Genomic DNA, 21,073 nt, shown 5'->3' with positions numbered 1-21,073 from the left:
GTCAGCCGTGCTCGCGCCCGAAGGCCCGGATCTTGGCGAACATGTCCTCCAGCAGGAAGCGCACGTCGACCTCCTCGCAGACCCGGATCGGGTGGTTCGAGCCGGGCAGGTAGGAGCCGTCCGCGCCGAAGCGGGGAGCGGGCCTGACGCGCAGGTTTCCGCTCGCGGGGTAGAGCATCAGCGCGACGGCCGGTGAATCGCCCAGCGAGCGGGACTCGATCGGGCCGGGGTGGTACGTCGCGTTCCACTCGTGCAGCTGCTTGATCAGGTAGCGGCCCAGCGGGCCGGCGTCGCCGATCTTCTCCTCTAGTTCGGCGTAGCTCACCGAGACCTTGGTGTAGACGTCTCTGGGCACCTGCCACACGGTCATGCCGGAGTCGAACACCACGTTGGCGGCGTGGATGTCGTTGGAGAGGTTGAACTCGATCCGGGTGCCTTCGTCGTAGCCGCGGTATCCGGAGCCGCCGATCCAGATCACGACCAGCGGGCGTCGTACGAGGTCGGGGTCCAGCAGGATCGCCGAGGCCATGTCGGTCAGCGGCCCGAGGAAGGCCACATAGAGCGGATCCTCCTCGCTCGCGAGCTTCGACTCCTCGATGATCAGCCGGGCGCCGGGGGAGTCCACGGCGGTGCGCTCGTCCGGCAGCGGCGTCGCCGCGCCGTTCGCGACGGTGACGGAGCCGGTCAGGCCGAGCAGATCCAGCAGGAGATCGATCTCCTCGCGGGACTCCTCCATGCTCCGCTGCGACCGCCAGGTGCCGAAATGGGCAGGAATGAGCCCGCGCATGTCGAGAGTCGGCGACAACAACCCGTGGACGATGGCGAACTGGTCATCGGCCTCGTTCTTGGCGTCGGTGTTGATGATCACTCTGCGCTTGCGCATCGCAGCTCCCGTTGCATAATTATGCACTGCCGCATAATCTTCCGTTCCGGTAGGTTGTCCGATCTTCGGGGCGCTGTCAATGAGGAGCGCTGTCAACGACTGGCAGACGATCTCGGATCGCCTGGCTGCCTGTTATACGGTTAACCGTGTCGATTCACCCGGTTACGGTGGCGGGCGCCGTCGCCGACGAGCTGTGCCGTCGGCTGCTCGCCGACCTGGAAGGCGCAGTGCGGAAGAGGAGCGTGCACGGTGACCTTCAGCGATTTCGATGCCCTCAGCTTCGACTGCTACGGGACCCTCATCGACTGGGAGGCCGGTATCGCGGCCGTCCTGCGTAAGTGGGCCGGCACGCATGGTCTCCGGATGACTGACGAGCAGTTGCTGACGGCGTACGCGACGCACGAGGCGCAGGCCGAGGTCGAGCACCCCGGCGACCTCTACTCCCGGATCCTGGCCCGCGCGATGCGGGGCCTGGGTACGAAGCTCGGCGTGCCGGTCAGCGACGAGGAGGCCGAGCGGCTGGCGGTCTCCGTGCCTGACTGGCCGGCCTTCCCCGACTCGGCGGAGGCGCTCGAGCGGCTCGCGCGCCGGTACAAGCTCATCATCTTGTCCAACGTGGACCGGGCCTCCTTCGCCGGCTCGAACAAGCGCCTCGGCGTCACCTTCACCAGCATCCTCACCGCTGAGGACATCGGCTCTTACAAGCCGTCTCCCCGTAACTTCGAGGCGCTGATGAGCGAGGCCGGGCGGCTCGGGGTGGCCGACGGCAAGCTGCTGCACGTGGCGCAGAGCCTGTTCCACGACCACGTGCCGGCCAAGGCGGCGGGCCTGCCGACGGTGTGGATCGACCGCCGTCATGACAGCCCAGGCGGGGGAGCGACGCCGGCGCCGTCGGCCGACGTCACTCCGGACTGGACCTTCACGTCCATGGGCGCGTTCGCGGACGCGGTCGATGCCGACAACTCTGTTTGAGGGTACGCGCTCGTAAACAGCCAGAAAGGCCGCCAAAGTTTAAACTAAGAGTTCAACGATACAGTCGAATGCATGACGGCCTTCAGCCGGGACGCCGCCCGTCCCCTCGCCGGCAGCGCCCTCACCGCGCTCCTGTCTCCGGCCACCCGCCTGCTCGGCCTCGGCGAGCCCACCCACGGCGTCGAAGCCTTCCTCGAGCTGCGCAACGAGCTCTTCCACCACCTCGTCGAGCACGAGGGCTACCGCTCGATCGCCTTGGAGAGCGACTGCCTCGCGGCCCTGGTCGCCGACTCGTACGTCACCGACGGCACCGCCACCCTCGACGACGCGATGAGCCGCGGCTTCAGCCACGGTTTCGGCGCCTCACCCGCCAACCGTGAGCTCCTGCGCTGGATGCGCGCCTACAACGAGCAGCGTCCCCCGCACGAGCGGCTCCGCTTCTACGGCTTCGACGCCCCGCTGGAGGTGATCGGCGTCGCCAGTCCCCACCCAGCCCTGACCGCGCTGTACGACTACCTCGCCGCCCACCTCGACCTGGCCTGGAGTCGCGAGACCCTTGACGAACTCCTCGGCTCCGACGAGCGCTGGATCGACCGGGGCATCATGGATCCCACCGAGTCCGTCGGCCACACCCCCGAGGCCAAGGAACTGCGCCTGATCGCCGACGACCTGCGCGTGCTGCTCACCGCGCACGCGCCCCACCTGACGGCCACCACCTCACCCGACGACTGGTGGCGCGCCGACCTGCACGTCCGCACCGCCGCCGGGCTCCTGCGCTATCACGCCGGCCTGGCCGACACCGCGCCCACCCGCCTCGGCACGCTCATGTGCCTGCGCGATGCGATGATGGCCGACAACCTCGACGCCATCGTCCGCCGCGAGGCCCGTCGCGGCCCCACGCTCGCGTTCGCCGGCAACCGCCACCTGCAGCGCGACAAGAGTCACTTGTGGTTCGCGGGTCAGTCGCTCCAGTGGTGGAGCGCGGGCGCCATCATCGGCACCCACCTCGGCGACCAGTACGCCTTCGCCGCCGCCACCTTCGGCACCCGCGACTCCGACGTCCCTCCTCCCGACACCCTAGAAGGACTCCTGTCGACCCTGCCCCACGCCCGCGCCGTCATCGATCCCGGCCGCCTCGCCGCGACCCTCGACCGGAAGCTGACGCCTCGCGTGCCGGCCGACCACACCTACCTGTCTCTTGACCCGGCCACCATCGACCGGAAGCTGACGCCTCGCGTGCCGGCCGACCACACCTACCTGTCTCTTGACCCGGCCACCATCGACCGGATCGACGCCATCGTGTTCGTCAAGGAAATCTGAGCCACCCATCGTGGCCGCCGTCCCCCGAATGGGGTGGTTTGTCAGACGACCGCCTCAATCCTTGTGACGGCCTGTCGTGGCTGGGGTCCCTTGATGGGAATGCCCCCTTCGGGGGGAGATAGCCGACCGCCTCAGTGGTGGGTGGGTGTGCCGTCGAGGTGGTGGAGGGCGGCGAGGAGGGGCCAGGTCGACGCGGCCATCTCGTTCGGTGTCCGTGGACATCCGCGCTGGAGCCAGTCGGAGGCCACGCCGATGAGCGCGCCGGCGGTGAACGCGGCGGGTACGTCATGCGGGACCTCAGGCGCCGCGACCGGTGACGCGCATGCGGCGAGGTGGATGGTCGCGGTGATCCGGCGGCGTACGTGGTCGATGACGCGCGCGCTGCCCTGCGGCCCCAGCAGGCTGCGATAGAGACCGGCGTACTCGGCGAGGTTGGCGAAGAACGCCGCCAGCGCCTGGACCGGGTCCGGCGCCTCGTCCGCCGTCTCGCAGGCGAGGGCGGGCAGCGACTCGATCAAGTCGTCGACCATGGCGGTGCAGGCGGCCTCGGCCAGCTCGTGTACGTCCCGGTAATGGGAGTAGAAGGCGGAGCGGCTCACCTCGGCCCGCTCGGCGACGTCGGCGACGCTGATCTGCGACAGGTCCCGCTCCTCGGCGAGCTGGATCAGAGTGCGCCGCAGGGCCGCCTGGGTGCGTCGCACGCGCAGGTCGACCTTCGGGGGATTGCTGTCTCTGGTCGTTGTCACATCCACAACTCTAGCCTACCGTACATGTGTCTTTATTCTTGCATGTGTGCTGTATCTTGCAGATGTCCCGTAAATTTCCCCACTGAGATGGAGACGCCATGACCAAGACTCTCGGCCTCATAGGCACCGGAATGATCGGCGGCACACTGGCCCGCCTCGCCGTCGCCGCCGGTCTTAACGTCGTTCTGAGCAACTCGCGCGGCCCCGAGACTCTCTCCGATCTCGTGACGGAGCTGGGCGGGCAGGCCCGCGCGGCTACACCGGCCGCGTCCGCCGAGGCGGGTGACCTGGTCGTGGCCACCGTTCCGCTGCACGCCTACAAGCAGTTGCCGGCCGCCGCTCTGGCGGGCAAGATCGTGATCGACACGATGAACTACTACCCGGAGCGCGACGGCCGCATCGCCGAGCTGGACTCCGACGAGCTGACCTCCAGCGCCCTGGTGCAGCGGCACCTGGCCGGCTCACGCCTGGTCAAGGCGTTCAACAACATCGACTTCCACCGCCTGTCCACCAGCGCCCGGCCGGCCGGGGCCGCCGACCGCAGCGCCCTGCCAATCGCGGGTGACGACCCGGCCGCGAAGGCCGAGGTGACCGCGCTGCTGGACGTCCTCGGTTACGACGCGGTGGACGCCGGGTCGCTCGCCGACAGCTGGCGCGTCGAACCGGGCACGCCGGTGTACGTGCAGCCGTACTTCCCGGGGCAGGCGCCTGAGGGGGTCGGCCAGGACGAGGCGTTCCGCTGGTTCTTCGAGACCCCGGGCGTTCCGGTTCCGGCCGCCCGGGTGAAGGAACTGATCGACAGCGCCGTCCGGGGCGTGGCGGGCGGAAAGCTTTCCCCAGGGGCATAGCCCGACGCGGCCGGGAGCGGGCTGATGACCTCGGTCACGATGTCGTGGTGACCAGCAGATCTCAGCCCGACCTGGCATGGCCTTTCGGCGTCGGCAGTTTCCACATCGTGTCGCGGGCAAAGCGGGCGAGGAGGCGTTTGAGCGTGTCCACGTCCTCGTCGCTCCAGTCCGCCAGGAGCGACTCAAGGTCCTGCTGGACGCACTCCATGATCCGCTCCCCGATCTCCCGTCCGCGGGGAGTGAGGGCGAGCAGCACGCTGCGTTCGTCCGACGGCTCGCGAACACGCACGATGAGGCCGGCGTCGTGCAGGCGATGGGCGATCTTGGTGAGATTGGCCCGTCCTGTTCCGAGGGCCAGCGCGAGGTCGCTGGGGCGCATCGCTCCCCGGTAGCTGAGCTGGTTCACGACGAGGAACATCGGCACATCGTTGACGGGGAACTCGACGGCGGCCATGAGGGCCAGCCGAACCGCGTGACTGTCCGCCCAGTGGATGATCGAGGAGAGGGAGACGCGCGGATCGAGGAGGTCCGGGGCGATGACGGAGGACAGGTCGATGTCCTGATCGTCCAGCTCGTGGCGTTGCGCCCGCGTCACGATGTGCCTCCCCTCTCCCGTTGTATCCCCGGAACCCTACTGCCGGTCGGTCGGGCAGGCGACCGGATGCCGAGGCGCCCCGCGCGTCCGGTCGCCCGCCCGCCCGACCCAGCCCGCCGCCCGCCCTCCCGGCTGGTTCAGTTCGCCGTCGCTTCGCGCAGTAGCAGCAGTCGCACCGGTCCGAGCAGGCCGTGGTCGTGTACCTCGGTCCGCTGCGTCCCAGCGCCTCCGGCGAGCTGCGCGGCGATGTCGGGAATCGAGTCGTAGTAGCCGCGGGCGAGCAGCCGGTTGTTCAGTGAGCTCGACACCCGGACCGTCACCACGTTCTCCCCGGGCCGCAGGTCGGAGGTGACATCCACGGTCGGGCGGGAGGTGTCGAAGCCCTTGACCGGGCCCTCATTGACCTGGACGGAGCCGAGACCGCCCGCCGTCGACCCGAGGTCGAGCACATACCTGGCTCCCGAGACAGGCGCCTCCTCCAGGGTGAACGTCGCGTCGTACGCTCCGACGCCGCTGACCTCGGGACCTACCTCGGGGAGGTCCTTCCACGGGCGGAGCGGGCCGTGGCCGCCGTCGAGGCGGGTGATCGCGGTGGTGGGCCGTACCTCCCGGGTCTCGTAGCCGAGTCCGCGGTCCTCGCTGATCACCTCGAGCTCGCCGGCGTCCCAGCTCTCGACCGTGGTCGTCCACTCCGCGATCTCCTGGAGGAGGCGCGGCTCGACGGGCTCGGAGCCCGCCGGCTCCCGCGCCGAGCGGTCGATCGTGAACAGCGCGGTCTCCCCGGGCGCCAAGCTCACGGTGATGATCGTCCGCCCCGCTTCGTGCCGGATGCCGGGGTGCGGGTGGATGTCGCCGGTCCAGGGGTCGATCCGGTGCGCGGTCCCGGTGCCGGGCAGGGCGATCTCGGCCGTGGTCGGCTCGCCGGTCTCGTACAGGAAGTGGTACAGGTACAGGTGCAGCAGGTCGCCGTCCTCGCGCAGGTGGCTGAGCAGGCTGCGGTTCTCGCCGGTGAACTCGGCGCGTCCGGCGATGCCGAGCTCGCGCAGCGCCTCGACGGTGCCGGCCGGGTCGTTCACCTCGGCGACGGTCGGCAGCGCGCGAAGTCGCGCCATCGTCTGGGCGAGCTCCTCGTCGCGGCCGTCGAGTCCCGGGGTGCGGGCGGCGGCTCGGGGGTGGGTGGTGTACTGGCCGGCCGTGAGCCACTTGAGCTCGGTGGCGCCGTTGACGATGAGCAGCTTCAGCCCCTGCCGCGCCCACTCCAGGAGCTTGACCGCCACGTCCGGGTCGAGCGTGTCCTGATAGACGACGAGCGCCTGGTAGCCCGGGCCGTGCGGTTGCGCGATCCCGTCCGCGAACGACACCTCCTCGCGCAGCAGCAGTGACCCGTCGAAGAACTCGTAGGTCCACCCGGCGTCCTGCATGCTCAGGTCCCGCCACCAGTGGTTGTCCCGGTCGCGCATCCACATGCGCCCGTAGGCGTCCTCGTCCGGGATCCGCCGACCGTCCTGGTCGAGGAGGGCCACCCCTGAGGTGTTGTCGGTGAAGTGGTCGGTACGGAGGATCCCCACGTCGATCCGCGGCCGGCCCTGCCGCAGGACGCACTGGTAGCGGCCGATCGCGTTGTTCCACAGCGGGTAGAACTCCGCCGCGGGCTGACGCGTGTCGAACCGCTCGGAGAACATCGGCCACATGCCCTCATGTCCCGGCCAATGGGTGACGCCCTCCGCGCCCGCGGTGCTCGCCCAGCCGTGCAGCACGGTCTTGGTGATCCCCGCCGCCAGCTGGGTGGCGATGATCTGGTCGTAGAAGCGGTGGTCGAGCATGTGGTTGCGGGTGGTCGCGCCGGTCTCGGAGGAGTACTGCTTGCCGAACAGGTGCGCCGGCCCGGCCAGCAAGCGATAGGCGTCGATCTGCGCGGCGAACTCCAGCGACTCCGTCTCGATGCCGTCGACCTCAGGTCCCGGGCGCGTGAGCTCGAACGGCAGTCCGTAGCTGATCTCGGCGCGGAGCGAAATCCCGTTGTCGTGCAGGAACGCGGCGAAGGGGCGCAGCATGTTCTCGATGTAGAGGTCGGTGAGCGTACGCACGTAGTCGAAGCGCACCTTCTCGACGGTGACGCGGTGCTCCTCGCGTACGTCGTTGTGGTAGGTCGTGCTGACAGCCATGAAGGGCGCGGACCGGATCAGGAAGGGCAGCCAGCGGGTGAGGTCGTACCCGCGACGGGCGCGGAACTCCCGGGCGACGGTGCGCCCCCAGAACATGCCACCGGCGCCGTAGACGGACAGTTCGAGGGAGTCCATGTACATCTGCGCGCGCGGGTTGCGGCTGATCTGCTCGCGCAGCTCCGGCGTGAGGACGACCGAGTCCCAGTAGTCGATGACCGCGTCGACTCCGTCCCGGTCCAGGTAGTTGACGGTGTAGTTGACCGACGCCGAGGGCGAGGCGGTCTGCCCGGTGCCGTGCATCCAGAAGACGAAGAGCCGCCAGTCGCCGTCGGCGGGCGCGCTCCAGTCCAGCGCCTCGTCCCGCACCTGGTCGGAGAGGTCGACGACGGAGTCGAGGTCGAGGATCGCGCCCGTCGCGCTGGTCTCCAGCAGGCGGGCGGCCACGACGGCCACCAGGTGCTGCTCGGTGATCTTGCCGCGGTGGCCGGGAATGTGCAGCGTCGGCGGCTCGGCGTCCAGGTCGACGCGCGGCAGCGCCCCGCTGCGGGAGCCCGAGGGGACGAGGTCCTCGAACACCACGTCGAGCTCCTGGGCCGCGGCCGGGTCGTCGGGGGTGATCGTGGGGAGGTTCGCGTTCGACCAGTTCGTGCCGGAGGTGAAGCTCACCGACATGTTCCGTTTAGTGGTCTCCTCGACGACCACCTGGGAGTCGTGCACCCATTCCTCCGCGCCCCAGCCGTAGCGGGAGTGGTCGATGGCGCCCTCGTCCATCGCGAGGAACTCCATCCCGCCGAAACCCAGCCGGTGCGCGGTGTCTATCTCGCGGACCAGCGTCTCGTCGGTGTGCAGCCCCTCCGCCAGCCACCAGCGCAGCTCGGGCCGGAACTCGATCGACGGGTCGGCGATCATGCGGGCGAGGTCGTCAAGTGACACGCGTTTCTCCCTGAACGTCAATGGGCGGCCCTGAGGGTGCCCGCCGGACCGACACTAAGGCGCGCGACAGCAGAAAACAATGTCGTGAGGAAACAATAAATTGTCCTGAGGAAACTGGTGAGCCCTCGCGTACACCTGGGAACAACGGGTCGACAGCGTCGCGGCTTCGCGGCAAGCTTGAGATCATGCGCAAGCCGGCCGGCCAGATCGGGCTGAGCGCCCACGGCACGCTGCCCTGACGGTCGGCGCGGTGGTGACGTTCCCGCTGATCACGGGCGGTGCCGCCGCGACGGTCCGGGCCGGGTTCGAGCGCGACACCGACGACTGGGTCATCCTGTACGGCCCGCAGGTCGCCCAGGCCGAGGTGACGACGAGCATGGCGTACGAGGGCCGCCACAGCCTCCTGGTCACGGGGGTCATGGTGTTGTCGTCACCGCCCGCGAACCCGAGCCGGTTCAGGGTCGCGAAGAAGGTGTCCCAGTCGACCTCTCCCCGCCCGATGTCCAGGTGCTGGTGCACCGAGCCGTGGAGACGGGCGGGAACCCGTCGTCCTTCCCGGCGGTCTCACCGAGCGTCAGGGGGCGGCGGCGCTGAAGCGCCTCCGCACAGATGTCACGGCGGCCATCGGCCCGTGGGGGTCACACGACGGCGACGGCGTCGATCTCGACGAGGAACCCGGGGCCCAGGCCGGCGACGACGTGGACTGTGATGGCCGGCGGTGGGTCGGCCCGGTTCCACACCTCCTGGAAGGCGGCAACGCCCTCGTCGAAGGTGTGGCCGTCCACCACCGCGATGCGCCAGTGCACGATGTTCGCCAGGCTCGCCCCCTCGCTCTCCAAGATGGTCGTGAGGTTGCGGAACACCTGCCTGGCCTGCTCCCCGACCGTGGGACCGACGACCTTGCCGTCGGCGCCGACGCCGTTCTGCCCGCCGATGTAGATCGTCTTGGCCGGCTGTTCGACCACGACGGCCTGGCTGAAGGCCGGACTGCGGTGGAGTCCCTCGGGGTTGATGTGCCGTGTGCTCATGTGTCGCTCTCCTCGGACGCTGACACCAGTAATAGTGGTTTCGTACGACACCAGTTATAGTGGTTTCATGCGCGCGAGCACAACCGGCCGGATGCTGCACGACCCCAAGGGAGGGTCGTTCTGGTTCGACGCCGGCGCGGTCTGCCTGGACTTCGCCCACACGGGCGGCGAGGGCCGTTACGCGGTGTTCGAAACCCTGCACCAGCCTGCCGACCTCGGCGAATGGCTGGCCGAGCCGCCACTGGCCGCGGTCATGACGGTCCCCGTGACGGTCCGCGAGCTGGCCGCGGCCAAGGCCCTCCGCCAGGCGATCTGGGACGCGGCGCACGCCCAGGCCGCGCGTCGCCCTCTCCCCGCCGAGGCGGTCACGACCATCAACCGGGCCGCGGCCGAAGCACCGCTGATCCCCGAGCTGATCCCCGAGCTGATCCCCGAGCCGGTCCACGAGCTGGACTCCGCGCCGGTCCACGAGCCGGTCCACGAGCCGGTCTCCGCGCCGGTCGCCGGAGGCGCGACCGCGGGGTGGGTGTCGCCCGTGCGGGCGACGCAAGCGCTGTCGACGCTGGCGCGGGAGATGATCGAGCTGCTGTCCGGGCCGCTCTCCGAGCGCATCCGCGAGTGCGCGAGCGACGACTGCCCGCTCGTGTTCGTCGACTCCTCCCGCCCCGGAGCCCGGCGCTGGTGCGCGATGGAGCGCTGCGGCAACCGCCACAAGCTCCGGGCGCACCGCGCCCGGCGCACCACGGAGCCGGATGGCGGCTGATGCCGCCATCCGGCCCGTGGAAGGTTACTCAGCGGGTTTTACGGCTTGCGCACGCCCGTTCTCAGGGCATGCCGAAGAGGAGAACAGCCGCGTAGTAGACTGCCGCGATCTTCCTGCAGGCGCCCCGCACCAGGAAGAAGTAGCCCCCGCACACCTTGTCCTTCAAGGTGATGTAGAAGCGGGTGTCCACATCGGCCTTCCGCCTGAGAGTGCGGTCGAGGTAGTACTTGTAGTGCTTCTTCTGGTTGGTCATCAGGCCGTACCCGTAGTCGTGGGAGTCACAGGCCGGTCGGAAGTCGAACCCGGCGGGGCGGTCCGCTCCCGGCTTCGTGCAGTGGTCGTAGTCGATGCCCCTGACCTTGAAGCCGCTGGCGGTCCGCTTCCAGCTCGGCTTCCGCCATTTGCCGCCATGGAATGCCCAGGCCGAGCAGCCCGACTTCGTGTACCACATCCAGGTCTTGGCCGTGTCGCACTTCTTCGGGTAGGACTGCGGGGGGTCCACGCCGTCCGGCAGGAAGTCACTGGCCGGCGGCTCGGTGGCGTTGGGGTCGTCGAGTCCGGCCGCGCCCTCGGTCGTCCCGCCGTTGGTCGGCATGTCGGTGTCGGTGGCGGTCACCTGGGGAGCGGCGACGCCCGCCGGGAAGGACAGCTGCCAGCCGCCGTTGCTGGCGGACTCGATCGACGACAGGCGTCCCACCGGGTCGTAGGCGTAGGTCCCCTGGGTGGCGCCGACGCTGGGGTCGGTCACGGTGCGCAGCAGGCCGTTCGGGTCGTAGGAGTAGCTGGCCTCGGTCTGCGGCGCCTGGGTTCCGTACGCGACGGTGACCTCCTTGAGCCGGCCCGCGAAGTCGCCGAAGGAGGTGCCGGCGGCCGTGGTGGCCGTGGCGTAGGTGAACTTGGTGACCGACGCGGGGTTCTCGCCACGGGCCGGTTCCTTGACGGTGCTGACCCGGGCCTGGGCGTCGTAGGTGATCGTGGACTTGCCGAGGGCGGCGGTGCCGACGCTGGTCACGCGCCAGGGGTCGGCGCTCGGCGCCCCGGCCGGCCGTGACCAGACGTAGGTGAGCTGGAGGTCGGCGGCGCTGATGGGGGTGCCGTCGGGGTAGGTCATGGGCTCGGCGCCCGGGTTCAGGGGACCCAAATCCGTCACGTACGTCTCGGTCGTCGTGGTGCGCATCGCGCCGACGGCCGCGTCCCACTTGGTGGTTTCGGTGATCTTGGATCCGTCGGCGGCCTCGTACGTCTGGATGCCGCCGCCGTCAGGGGTGGAGACGCTGCTCTTCAGGGGGTAGCTGGTCGAGGTCCCTTCGTCGAGTTCCGTGACGACCAGGGTGCCGTTCTGGTTCTCCAGTTTCCGGTTGATCTCCCCACCGGCGAACTCGGCCTGCCAGCTCGGCCCGAAGACGCCCAGCTCAGGGCGGGTGGACGGGGCCGACTGCGGCCGTGCCAGATCGCCACCGGCCAGCGCCACACCGTGCTTACGGCTGATCGCGCCCGCGGACACGTCCAGCTCGGTGAGTTTGAAGGTTTTGGTGTCGGCGGAGTACTGGCCGGGGCCGATCTCCTGCACGTCGGCAGGCGGCGGGTCGGCGAGCACCGCGACGGAGGCCTTCGAGGTGACCGTGGCGGCGGAGACCTCGGGGGCGAGGAAGGGGAGGAGCATCGCCGTGACGGCGACGGGGAGCGCTAATCGGCGCAAGTGGTGCCTCCAGGAAAAGAGAAAAAGTGATTTGATCACCTGGAGGATAAGTGCTAATAAATCGCTTTGACAAGAGCTTGACTATTTCGCAGGACGATGTTCAAATCGCCCATGGAGCTATAGCTTGGAGGTGATTCATTCATGCGTTTGCGCAGGTCGGCGGACTGTATGGTGAGTTTATAGCGAATTTATGGCGATACTGTGGCGGCTTCGACAATAATGACTTGACTTTGGTTATTGGCAATTGTGCTGTCGCGTTACCAGGGATCGCGGCGGCGTCGTTCCATCGTCTCGTCGTGGGCCGATCGCGGCGGTAGGTCGAGGGGCTCCGGGTCGGACAGGACGAAGATCTCGAACAGGATGCCGCACACCACAAGGATGGCCACCACGGCGATGAACACATACGGCAGCGATTCAGGTACGAAGATCACCACCGTCAGAGCGACGAACCCGAGGATCAGAACCGCCACGAAGGCGAGGGCGAGCTGCCGCAGCCTCTTCTTCACACATCCTCCCGATCAGAGCAGGTAAGGGGAACGCTCAACTGCTTCGACGGCGCAGGCGACGCCGAAAGCGTTGAGCGCTTTCTTGACGTATTCGTCGGGAACCACCGCTGCGGATTCCGGATAAATCATGAATCCGGCGAGCTTGCGGATTCCGCCGCCGAGATGCCGAGGGCGGACAGGAACGCCGCGGCGACGGGGGAGGGCTGGAAGCGGCTCCAGATGAGGTGCTCCATGCGGGCGGGAGCGTCGCGAAGCTGGAGGATGGGCAGATCGGGGAGTTCGGCCACGAAGGCGGCGGGCAGCATCCCGATGCCCAGGCCCTGCCGGACCAGGCGGGCGATGAAGTCCACGGTCGTCACCTCGAAGGCGACCTCGCGCCTTACCCCGGCCGCCGCGAACGCCTCATCCGACTGGGCCCGCGCGGCGGTGCCCACGGGGAAGTCGACGAACGGTTCGTCCGACAGCTGGTGCAGGTCCACACACTGCTCGTCCGCCAGCGGGTGATCGGGCGCGACCAGGGCGACGAGGTCGCCGCGCGCCAGTTCGCGGCCGCGGACTCCCTTGGGGCGCACGCCCAGGGGAAGCCCCAGGAAGGCGACGTCCAGGGTGCCCTGGCTCACCCCTTCGATGAGATCCTCGCTCGCGCCCGAGCGGAGGCTGATCCGTACCTGCCGATGCCGCAGGTGGAACTCCTTCAGCGCGGCCGGCAGATCGACCGCCGCGACCGTGGGGATGGCGCCGATGGCGAGCCGGCCGCGGATCTCGCCGGCGGCGGCCGCCACCTCGGCGCGGGCGCGTTCGGCGGCGTCGAGAGCCTGGCGGGCCGCGGGCAGGAACGCCGCGCCGGCGGGGGTCAGCCGGACCCGGCGGCTGGTGCGCTCGAACAGCTTGGCACCCAGCTCACGTTCCAGGCGGGCGATCTGGTGGCTCAGCGCGGACTGGACGACCAGGCACTGCTCGGCGGCGCGGGTGAAGTTGCTCGTCTCCGCGACCGCGACGACGTAGCGCATCTGCTGCAGTTCCATGGATCAATCGTGATACGCGATCGGTCCGATGACAAACATGCGTTGGACTCATTGATCCCCTGTCGCTCAAGGTGGGGGCATGATGGTGATGAGACCTCACAACACGGACGGCGGCCTGTCGCGCGGGCTGCTCCTGCTCATGTCGGTGGCGACCGGGCTGGCCGTCGCGGGCAACTACTTCGCGCAGCCGCTGCTCGACCTGATCGGCCGGGAGCTGGGGATCGGGTCATCGCGGGCGGCGCTGTTGGTGACGGCCGCGCAGATCGGGTACGCACTGGGGCTGGTCCTGCTGGTGCCGCTCGGCGACCTGGTGGAGCGGCGGCGGCTCGCCATGTCGCTCTACGGGGCGACCGCGGTGTTCCTGCTGGTCTCGGCCACCGCCCCCAACGGCATGGTCCTCCTGGTCAGTACGGCCCTCACCGCGCTGACCTCGGTGGGAGCGCAGGTCGTGGTGCCGTTCGCGGCGACGCTGGCGGCCCCGGCCGAGCGTGGCCGGGTGGTCGGCACGGTGATGACCGGGCTGATGCTCGGCCTGTTGCTGGCACGTACGGCGTCCGGAGCATTGTCGGAGCTGGGCGGCTGGCGGACGGTCTACTGGGTGACCGCGATCCTGATGGCGTTGATGGCCGTGCTGCTGCGCGCCTTCCTGCCCCGGCTCGGCGGAGACAGCGGCGATGGCCGGGACGGCGGAGGTGGCGGACGCCAGTCTTATGTCGGTCTGCTGCGCTCGACGGCGGCGATGTTCCGGTACGAGCCGTTGCTGCGATGGCGGGCGGGTATCGGCGCCTTGAGCCTCGCCTCGTTCAGCGTGCTGTGGACGGCGCTGACCTTCCTGCTGGCGGGCTCGCCGTACGGCTGGTCGGAGTCGGCCATCGGCCTGTTCGGGCTGGCCGGTGTCGTGGGCGCGCTGACCGCCACGGTGGCCGGGCGGCTGGCCGACCGCGGGTACGTACAGATCGTTTCCGGCGCCGGGACGGTCCTGCTGGTGGCGTCCTGGCCGGCGCTCGCGGCCGGGGCGCACTCGCTGGTCTTGCTGCTCGTCGGTGTGATCGTGCTGGATCTGGCCCATCAGGCGGTGCTCAACAGCAGCCAGAACGTCCTGTACGCGCTCCGGCCCGAGGCCCGCAACCGGATCAACTCCGCCTTCATGACCTCCCTGTTCGTCGGCGGCGCGGTGGGGTCCGCGCTGGCCTCGGCGGTCTGGGCGAACAGCGGCTGGACCGGCGTGTGCGTCCTGGGCGCCACTCTCTCGGCCGGGACCCTCATGCTGTGGCTTCTCGAGCGCGTCACCGTTGCCCGGGCGACAGGCAAGCCCCCGAAGGACGTCCGCAACCTCGTCCGTACCTCCACCAAGGGAGAATGAGCATGTCGCGTACCGTACTGATCACCGGCGCCACCGGAACCGTGTCCACCGCGCTGATCAACGCGCTGGAAGGCGCCGATGTGAGACTCCGGGCTCTCGTCCGCGAAGAGTCCAAAGCGGCCGGCCCGCGCGAGCGGGGCGCCGAGGTCTTCGTCGGTGACCTCGACGACGCCCAGTCGCTGCCGCCCGCCTTCGAGGGCGTGCAGGACGTGTGGCTGCTCACCCCGAACGGGCCGCGCGCTCCGGAGCACAACATGAACGCCGTGTGGGCCGCCCGACAGGCCGGTGTGGAGCGCGTCGTGCGCCTGTCCGTCGTCGGCGCGGCACACGACACGCCGAACCGCAGCGGCAGACTGCACGCGCTGTCGGACCGGGAGACCGAACGGTGCGGCATGCGCTGGACGATCCTGCGTCCCCACTGGTTCATGCAGAACCTGCTGAACGAGGCGGGCGACCTCGCCGCCACCGGCACGTTCTCGCTGAACATGGCCGCGGCGCGGATCGGCATGATCGACGCACGCGACATCGCCGAGTGCGCGGCCCGCGTGCTCCTCGATGACCCGGATCGCCACCACGGCCAGACGTACACCCTCACCGGCCCGCGCTCGCTGACGTTCGACGAGGTCGCCGGCCACTTGAGCCTCGCTCTCGGCAGGTCCATCACGCACGTGCCGGTCAGCGACGACGCCAAGCGCAAGACACTGCTCGGCTACGGCGTTCCGCAGTGGACTGTCGACATGCTGGAGGAGTACGCGCGGGCGTATGAATCCGGCTGGGGAGACTTCACCACCGATACGGTCGCCGACCTTCTCGGGCGCCCGCCGCGCGACGTCGCCGACTTCGCCCGCGACCACGCCGCCGCGTTCGCCCCGGCCGTCGACAACTGAAGGCATCAGACCATGCGATCAATCAGGGGCCTTCGCGCGATTCTCGCCGCACTCGTCCTGGCCATCACCATGGGCGGGTCCGCCGGAGCGACAGCGGACCGGCGGGCCGGGACGTCTCCGACCTCCATCTCATTACCCGACGGCTTCCAGCCCGAGGGCATCGCCATCGGCCCCGGCCCGTTCGCCTTCATCGGCTCCATGGCCGACGGCTCCATCTACCGCGCCGACCTGCGCACCGGACGCGGCGCGATCATCAGCCGCGGGTCCGGAACACCGTCCCTCGGGATGAAGACCGACCCGCGCGGACGGTTGTTCGTGGCGGGCGGCACGGGCGGCGACGCACGCGTCATCGACTCCCGCACCGGCCGGGTGCTGGCCTCCTACCGGCTGGCAACCGGCCCGGCGTTCGTCAACGACGTCATCCTCACCCAGGGCGCCGCGTGGTTCACCGACTCCACCAACCCGGTGCTCTACAAGCTGCCGCTGCGCGGCGGACGGCTGCCCGCCGCCGCGGCGCGGATCCCGCTCACCGGGGACCTGGTGTACGGCGACGGCTTCAACGCCAACGGCATCACCCCGACTCCGGACGGCCGCGGCCTGATCGTTGTGCAGTCGAACACCGGCAGACTGTTCCGCGTCGACCGGTCCGGCAAGACCCGCCGGGTCAACCTGCACGGCGAGTCATTGCGGGAGGGCGATGGCCTGTTGCTGCGCGGCCGGACGTTGTACGCGGTGCAGAACCGGCTCAACGCCGTGGCCGTCCTGCGGCTGAACGCGGCGGGCACCAGCGGCCGCGTCGTGCGGCGGGTGAGTGATCGCCGGTTCGACGTACCGGCGACCGTGGCGGCCTTCGGGACCCGGCTGCACCTCCCCAATGCCCGCTTCGACACCAGCCCGACCCCCACCACCCCGTACACCGCCGTCGCCATCCCCCGCCCCTGAGCGGCGCTCGTGAGCCGGCGCGACCTCGCCGCCACGTTCGTCTCGGCTGTAGCCGCGGGTGCCGTCGCGCGGCTCCCCGGCAAGAGCTGATCTGGGCCGGGCGGATCAGCGGCCGAATGCCTTCCGGTAGGCGGACGGGGAGGTGTGCATCGAGCGGCTGAAGTGGTGACGGAAGGTCACCGGGCTTTCGAAGCCGACGGCGGCCCCGACCTCCTCGACCGGCGCCGTGGCCGACTCCAGCAGCGGCAGGCTGGCCGCGATCCGCTGCGCGATCACCCAGCGCAGCGGGCTGGTCCCGGTCCTGCGGTTGAAGTGCCGGACGAAACTGCGCTGCGACATCCCGGCGACACGGGCCAGCACCGCCACCGTGATCGGGCGGGAGAGATTGGCCAGCGCCCATTCCATCGTCCTGGCCACGGCGTCGTCGTCCTCGACGGGGGTGACGGCGGCCTCGATGAACTGCGCCTGGCCGCCCTCCCGGTGCGGCGGCACGACCAGCCTCCTGGCCACCGCGTTGGCCACGCCCGGGCCATGGTCCCGGCGGACGAGGTGGATCAGCAGGTCGATGCCGGCCGCGCTGCCCGCGCTGGTCAGAACATCGCCGTTGTCCACGTACAGCACGCCGGGATCGACTCTCACCTGCGGAAAACGCTCCTGGAGCAGCTCGGCGTACCTCCAGTGCGTGGTGGCCGACCGGCCGTCCAGGAGGCCGGCCGCCGCGAGGACGAAGGCCCCCGAGCAGATCGACACGACGCGGGCGCCCCGCTCGTGCGCCCGTCGCACCGCGTCGATGAGCGCGGGGGAGACCTCGGCGCGGACGTCCGGCACACCCGGGACGATCACCGTCCGTGCCTCGGCGAACACCTCCAGCCCGTACGTGGCCTGGATGGTGAAGCCGCCGACCGCCCGCAGCGGGCCGTCGTGCTCGGCGCAGACGGCGAGGTCGTACCACGGGACGTCCAGCTCCGGCCGGGGAAGCCCGAAGACCTCGACGACGCACCCCAGCTCGAAAGGGCTCATGCCGTCGTAGGCCAGGACCGAGACGGTGCGGTTGCTGTCATAGCGCCAGAGCATGGCTGGATATTAGCGACATTAGGCATTCATGCCACTCGTGAGGCGGTGGGGGCGCGCTGCACCATTCATGGCAGGAACGAGTTGGAGGTAATCCCGAAATGTCAGCAGTTCTTGCCACGCTGGCCGCCGACGTGGCCGCCGCCGTCGCTCATTTCTCCGCCCGTCTGGCGTTCGAGACGGACGTGTCCGATGTCCACGCCGATCTCAGCGCGGGCGATGCGAGCATCGTCGTGGTCGACTCGCGCAGCGTGGAGAGCTGGCGTCAGGGTCACATCGAGGGCGCGCTGCACCTGCCCACGGCGGAGATCGCCGCACGCGCGCCATCGATCGTCTCCCGCGACGTGACCGTGGTGACGTACTGCTGGGGGCCCGGGTGCAACGGCGCGACGCGCGCGGCGCTGCAGTTCGCCAGGCTCGGCTATCGGGTCAAGGAGATGATCGGCGGATTCGAGTATTGGGCGCGCGAGGGCTTCCCCGTCGTGACCGTCTCCGGCGTGGAGAGGCGGCCCGCCGACCCGCTGACGGCTCCCGTCCACGCCGACGCATGCGGCTGCTGACCTGGTCACATGCGGCCGCTGACCGCGGACCCCGGCTTCATAGGGTGCGCAGGTCGATGGCGTCGGCCATCGCCTGGTAGCCCGCCGGGTTGGGGTGGAGGTGGTCTCCGCTGTCGAAGCCGGGCCGAATCCGGTCGGGGTCGGCGGGGTCGGCGACGGCGCGCTCGAAGTCGACGACCGCGTCGAACGCGCCGCTGGTCCGGATCCACGTGTTGACCGCGTCGCGGATCCGCTCGGCCTCGTCAGTGAGGTACGCGTACCCCTTGGCGGGCAGGAGGGTGCCGCCGATGATCCGCACGCCGTGTGCGTGGGCGGCGCGGATGAGCTGCCGGTAGCCGCCGATCAGGTCGTCGGCACCGACCTTGACCGCGGGCGTGGTGCAGGGCGTGGGTTCCTGCAGGCCCAGGAGGATGTCGTTGATGCCCTCCAGCACGATCACGCTCTTGACGCGGGACCGGTCGAGCACGTCCCAGCGGAAGCGCGCCAGTCCCCGCTCACCCAGGCACGCCGAGTCGGTGAGCAGGCGGTTGCCGGCGATGCCGAGATTGACCACCGGCCGTCGTCCGGCCAGCCTGTGGGCCAGCGCGTCCGGGTAGCGGTCGTCGGCGTCCTGGGTGGCGCCGTACCCGTCGGTGATGGAGTCGCCGAAGGTCGCCACCGCTGCCGCGTCGCCGTACACGTCCACGCCGGACAGGTAGAACCAGGAGCTGTTGGTCTCGGCGAAGGCGGTCGCGCCGAGGTCGCGGAGGTGATCGCCGGTGGCCCGGTAGGAGGTGGCCTGCGCGAGGTTGTGGTAGGTGGCCGGGCCGGTGGCGCCCTGGAAGTAGAGCGTCACGGTCAGCCGCTCGCCCGGCTTGACCGCGAGCCGGACGGGATCGCCGGCGGCCTGCCCGCCGGCGGGGATGTTCACGGAGGCGGAGTGCGCGAAGGTCAGCGGCCGGAGGGTGCCCGCCTGCACGGCGGCGCCCGTGCCGGCCTTGCCCACGCTCGCGCCGGTCAGCCGGAGCGGGCTGCCGCCGTAGCGGTTCGACAGCCGGATCCGGAGCTGCGAACCGCCGGCGGTGACCCGCACCACCTGGCGGACGGAGTGGTCGGCGAAACCTTTCTCCGCCCAGGTGGGATACCAGACGTCGGCCGACGGCTGCTGGACGGCGCTCGCCCATCCCGCTGTCCACCTGCCGGTTTCCGCGTCGGCGGGTGCCGGTAACGCCGTCAATGCGGCGATCAGGGCGGCCGCGGTCGCGATTTTCCACACGTGGGTGCTCCTTCAGTCCAGGACAGGGAAGTTGGCGCGGAAGACGCCATAGGGATCGCGGTCGCGCTTGATCTCGCGCAGCCGGGCCAGGGCGTCGGCGGGGAAGGCTTGGGCGGCGTTCTCCGCCGGCGCGAGGAAGGTGTACGGTTTGCGCCCGCTGACCGCCTGCCCCAGCGCCTCGACCAGGGCTGCCTGCTTGCCCCGCACCGCATCGGCCAGGTGGGGCAGCCGCAGGCCGAGCAGGTAAAGCATGTACGGCTCGGCGAGCGCGCCACCGGCGCCGCCGACGGGATCGGCCTCGGCCAGCGCCCCGCCCAGCTGCCGGACCTGCAGGTTCAGCAGCGGCGCGAGGTCGGCGCCGGCGAGCGTCTCCAGCGTCGCCTCGTCCAGGCCGGTCAGCAGTTCGGTACGGGCCAGCATCGGGCTGGGCTCGATCGGCTCAGCGGCGATCGTGCCCAGGTCGGCGAGGTCCATCAGGCCACGGCTGTCGGAGAGGCTGCCGCCGATCTCGTCGAAGACGGCGAGCAGCGCCTTGGCCTCGGCGTCGTCGCCGAGGTAGGTCACGTCCACCGTGACCATCGGCGGGGCGGGCGGCGGCGGAGCCACGCGGTTGACCCACACCGACAGCTCGCGCGGCGCGTCCGCGGTGACCTGGCGGAAGGCGTCGAACACCGCGGCCGTGCGGGCGGCTGGCCAGACGATCCGTCCGCCGTACACGCTGGGCGCCGGGTACAGCGCCAGCTCGATCGAGGTGATCAGCGCGTAGTCGCCGCCACCACCGCGCAGCGCCCAGAACAGCTCGCTGTCGGATTCGGCGGTGACCCGCACCTGCTCGCCGTCGGCGTCGACGATCTCGAAGGCGCGTACCGAGTCGGCGGCCCAGCCGTACTTGCGGCCGAACCACGAGATCCCGCCGCCGGCGACGAACCCGGCGACCGTCACCGCCGGGCTGCTGCCGGCCGGCCCGGTGAGGCCGTACTTGCCGGTCTCGGCCAGCACCCGGCCCCACCGCACGCCGGCACCGACCCGGGCGACACGCGCCTCCGCGTCGACCTCCACCCGGTCCAGGCGGCCGGTACGCAGCAGGATCACCCCCTGCACATCGCCCGAGGCGCCATGGCCCGACGGCTGGGCGGTGACCGTCAGCCCGGCTTCGCGGGCGTATCGCACCAGCGCCGCCACATCCGCGGCGTTCTCGGCCGTCACCACGGCGGCCACCGGCTGGTGCACGCCCACCGCCCACGGCCGGGCCGCCTCGTCGAACCCGTCCTCGCCGGGGAGCAGTACACGCCCTCGGACGGCATTACGCAGATCCATAGCTGTCATCTCCTTCAGGAATTACCAGGGACTACGAGGGAAGAGGGCCTTCGTGCTGGACGAAGGTGGCGGTGGGGCCGTCGGCTTCCAGCAGGGCCATGGCCACGATCGGTGCGGCGCCTTTGGCTCCGGTCCAGGGTGCGGCCGATCGAGCCGCGCTCGCTGGAGACGTTCACGATGCGGCCCGCCGCCGAG

General features: G+C 70.1%; 20 protein-coding genes. 8 read left to right on the top strand and 12 right to left on the bottom strand.

The annotated features are described in order from the left end of the window. Position 1: 1 nt before the first annotated feature. Positions 2 to 883: a nucleoside hydrolase gene (locus AB0B64_RS50065; RefSeq protein ID WP_358196227.1), complete on the bottom strand. Its 882-nt coding sequence runs from the start codon at positions 881 to 883 to the stop codon at positions 2 to 4. A gap of 249 nt (positions 884 to 1,132) precedes the next feature. Here AB0B64_RS50065 and AB0B64_RS50060 point away from each other — a divergent pair, with 249 nt between their 5' ends. Together AB0B64_RS50060 and AB0B64_RS50055 are read left to right on the top strand one after the other, a co-directional pair. Beyond that, entirely contained in the window at positions 1,133 to 1,855 is a 723-nt protein-coding gene (locus tag AB0B64_RS50060) for a haloacid dehalogenase type II (protein ID WP_358196219.1), read from the top strand. 72 nt (positions 1,856 to 1,927) lie between these two features. Further along, positions 1,928 to 3,175: an erythromycin esterase family protein gene (locus tag AB0B64_RS50055; protein ID WP_358196210.1), complete on the top strand. Its 1,248-nt coding sequence runs from the start codon at positions 1,928 to 1,930 to the stop codon at positions 3,173 to 3,175. A gap of 131 nt (positions 3,176 to 3,306) precedes the next feature. Here the strand turns inward: AB0B64_RS50055 and AB0B64_RS50050 are convergent, their stop codons facing one another. Continuing rightward, positions 3,307 to 3,921: a TetR/AcrR family transcriptional regulator gene (locus AB0B64_RS50050; protein WP_358196202.1), complete on the bottom strand. Its 615-nt coding sequence runs from the start codon at positions 3,919 to 3,921 to the stop codon at positions 3,307 to 3,309. A gap of 98 nt (positions 3,922 to 4,019) precedes the next feature. On the opposite strand from AB0B64_RS50050, the gene AB0B64_RS50045 reads away from it, so the two are divergent. Beyond that, positions 4,020 to 4,769 carry an NAD(P)-binding domain-containing protein gene (locus AB0B64_RS50045; protein WP_358196194.1) on the top strand — a complete coding sequence of 250 codons (750 nt, stop codon included), beginning with the start codon at positions 4,020 to 4,022 and terminating at the stop codon, positions 4,767 to 4,769. A 61-nt stretch (positions 4,770 to 4,830) separates the two neighbouring features. Here the strand turns inward: AB0B64_RS50045 and AB0B64_RS50040 are convergent, their stop codons facing one another. The 4 genes from AB0B64_RS50040 to AB0B64_RS50025 form a co-directional block, all read right to left on the bottom strand. Beyond that, a complete protein-coding gene (locus tag AB0B64_RS50040) occupies positions 4,831 to 5,364 on the bottom strand; it encodes a MarR family transcriptional regulator (RefSeq protein WP_358196186.1) in 534 nt (177 codons plus the stop codon). Between the two features lie 137 nt (positions 5,365 to 5,501). Next, on the bottom strand, positions 5,502 to 8,462 hold the full coding sequence (locus AB0B64_RS50035) for a glycosyl hydrolase (RefSeq protein WP_358196178.1): 2,961 nt from the start codon (positions 8,460 to 8,462) through the stop codon (positions 5,502 to 5,504). 183 nt (positions 8,463 to 8,645) lie between these two features. Next, positions 8,646 to 8,981 (bottom strand): hypothetical protein, encoded by a 336-nt coding sequence (locus AB0B64_RS50030; RefSeq protein ID WP_358196170.1) that lies wholly within the window; start codon positions 8,979 to 8,981, stop codon positions 8,646 to 8,648. 119 nt (positions 8,982 to 9,100) lie between these two features. Beyond that, entirely contained in the window at positions 9,101 to 9,490 is a 390-nt protein-coding gene (locus AB0B64_RS50025; protein ID WP_357958668.1) for a RidA family protein, read from the bottom strand. Positions 9,491 to 9,557: 67 nt separating this feature from the next. On the opposite strand from AB0B64_RS50025, the gene AB0B64_RS50020 reads away from it, so the two are divergent. Continuing rightward, positions 9,558 to 10,253, top strand: coding sequence for a CGNR zinc finger domain-containing protein (locus AB0B64_RS50020; RefSeq protein ID WP_358196157.1), 696 nt, complete (start codon positions 9,558 to 9,560; stop codon positions 10,251 to 10,253). Positions 10,254 to 10,314: 61 nt separating this feature from the next. Here the strand turns inward: AB0B64_RS50020 and AB0B64_RS50015 are convergent, their stop codons facing one another. From AB0B64_RS50015 to AB0B64_RS50005, 3 genes are all read right to left on the bottom strand, one after another. Then, a complete protein-coding gene (locus tag AB0B64_RS50015; RefSeq protein WP_358196151.1) occupies positions 10,315 to 11,952 on the bottom strand; it encodes a phospholipase A2 in 1,638 nt (545 codons plus the stop codon). Between the two features lie 257 nt (positions 11,953 to 12,209). Next, positions 12,210 to 12,458: a hypothetical protein gene (locus tag AB0B64_RS50010; protein ID WP_357958658.1), complete on the bottom strand. Its 249-nt coding sequence runs from the start codon at positions 12,456 to 12,458 to the stop codon at positions 12,210 to 12,212. A gap of 125 nt (positions 12,459 to 12,583) precedes the next feature. Then, the gene (locus tag AB0B64_RS50005) at positions 12,584 to 13,483 is read right to left on the bottom strand and encodes a LysR family transcriptional regulator (protein WP_357958655.1); all 900 of its coding nucleotides are present in this window, start codon (positions 13,481 to 13,483) and stop codon (positions 12,584 to 12,586) included. Positions 13,484 to 13,562: 79 nt separating this feature from the next. On the opposite strand from AB0B64_RS50005, the gene AB0B64_RS50000 reads away from it, so the two are divergent. From AB0B64_RS50000 to AB0B64_RS49990, 3 genes are read left to right on the top strand one after another with little or no spacing between them, the layout of a single operon-like run. Beyond that, positions 13,563 to 14,846, top strand: coding sequence for an MFS transporter (locus AB0B64_RS50000; protein WP_358196141.1), 1,284 nt, complete (start codon positions 13,563 to 13,565; stop codon positions 14,844 to 14,846). 2 nt (positions 14,847 to 14,848) lie between these two features. Beyond that, complete coding sequence (locus AB0B64_RS49995) at positions 14,849 to 15,733, top strand: SDR family oxidoreductase (RefSeq protein WP_358196135.1); 885 nt, start codon at positions 14,849 to 14,851, stop codon at positions 15,731 to 15,733. A gap of 12 nt (positions 15,734 to 15,745) precedes the next feature. After that, complete coding sequence (locus tag AB0B64_RS49990; protein WP_358196130.1) at positions 15,746 to 16,675, top strand: superoxide dismutase; 930 nt, start codon at positions 15,746 to 15,748, stop codon at positions 16,673 to 16,675. 105 nt (positions 16,676 to 16,780) lie between these two features. On the opposite strand, the gene ftrA is transcribed toward AB0B64_RS49990, so the two are convergent. Beyond that, positions 16,781 to 17,749 (bottom strand): transcriptional regulator FtrA, encoded by a 969-nt coding sequence (gene ftrA, locus AB0B64_RS49985; RefSeq protein WP_357958643.1) that lies wholly within the window; start codon positions 17,747 to 17,749, stop codon positions 16,781 to 16,783. 98 nt (positions 17,750 to 17,847) lie between these two features. Here ftrA and AB0B64_RS49980 point away from each other — a divergent pair, with 98 nt between their 5' ends. Beyond that, positions 17,848 to 18,306 carry a rhodanese-like domain-containing protein gene (locus AB0B64_RS49980; RefSeq protein WP_357958640.1) on the top strand — a complete coding sequence of 153 codons (459 nt, stop codon included), beginning with the start codon at positions 17,848 to 17,850 and terminating at the stop codon, positions 18,304 to 18,306. A 37-nt stretch (positions 18,307 to 18,343) separates the two neighbouring features. Here AB0B64_RS49980 and AB0B64_RS49975 read toward each other — a convergent pair whose 3' ends face one another. Next, the gene (locus tag AB0B64_RS49975) at positions 18,344 to 19,561 is read right to left on the bottom strand and encodes an SGNH/GDSL hydrolase family protein (RefSeq protein ID WP_358196109.1); all 1,218 of its coding nucleotides are present in this window, start codon (positions 19,559 to 19,561) and stop codon (positions 18,344 to 18,346) included. A gap of 12 nt (positions 19,562 to 19,573) precedes the next feature. Next, positions 19,574 to 20,878, bottom strand: coding sequence for an FAD-binding oxidoreductase (locus AB0B64_RS49970; RefSeq protein WP_358196104.1), 1,305 nt, complete (start codon positions 20,876 to 20,878; stop codon positions 19,574 to 19,576). Between the last annotated feature and the right edge of the window lie 195 nt (positions 20,879 to 21,073).

Origin of the sequence: Nonomuraea sp. NPDC049129 (assembly GCF_040648495.1) — a bacterium.
GTDB lineage: Bacteria > Actinomycetota > Actinomycetes > Streptosporangiales > Streptosporangiaceae > Nonomuraea.
This window is presented reverse-complemented; position numbering and strand designations above follow the sequence as displayed.

Bases quoted from the DNA above. Each gene is read 5' to 3' on its own strand.
- AB0B64_RS50065 (WP_358196227.1), bottom strand. From the start codon at position 883: ATGCGCAAGCGCAGAGTGATCATCAACACCGACGCCAAGAACGAGGCC.
- AB0B64_RS50055 (WP_358196210.1), top strand. From the start codon at position 1,928: ATGACGGCCTTCAGCCGGGACGCCGCCCGTCCCCTCGCCGGCAGCGCC.
- AB0B64_RS50045 (WP_358196194.1), top strand. From the start codon at position 4,020: ATGACCAAGACTCTCGGCCTCATAGGCACCGGAATGATCGGCGGCACA.
- AB0B64_RS50025 (WP_357958668.1), bottom strand. From the start codon at position 9,490: ATGAGCACACGGCACATCAACCCCGAGGGACTCCACCGCAGTCCGGCC.
- AB0B64_RS50020 (WP_358196157.1), top strand. From the start codon at position 9,558: ATGCGCGCGAGCACAACCGGCCGGATGCTGCACGACCCCAAGGGAGGG.
- AB0B64_RS50005 (WP_357958655.1), bottom strand. From the start codon at position 13,483: ATGGAACTGCAGCAGATGCGCTACGTCGTCGCGGTCGCGGAGACGAGC.
- AB0B64_RS50000 (WP_358196141.1), top strand. From the start codon at position 13,563: ATGATGGTGATGAGACCTCACAACACGGACGGCGGCCTGTCGCGCGGG.
- AB0B64_RS49995 (WP_358196135.1), top strand. From the start codon at position 14,849: ATGTCGCGTACCGTACTGATCACCGGCGCCACCGGAACCGTGTCCACC.
- AB0B64_RS49990 (WP_358196130.1), top strand. From the start codon at position 15,746: ATGCGATCAATCAGGGGCCTTCGCGCGATTCTCGCCGCACTCGTCCTG.
- ftrA (WP_357958643.1), bottom strand. From the start codon at position 17,749: ATGCTCTGGCGCTATGACAGCAACCGCACCGTCTCGGTCCTGGCCTAC.
- AB0B64_RS49980 (WP_357958640.1), top strand. From the start codon at position 17,848: ATGTCAGCAGTTCTTGCCACGCTGGCCGCCGACGTGGCCGCCGCCGTC.
- AB0B64_RS49970 (WP_358196104.1), bottom strand. From the start codon at position 20,878: ATGGATCTGCGTAATGCCGTCCGAGGGCGTGTACTGCTCCCCGGCGAG.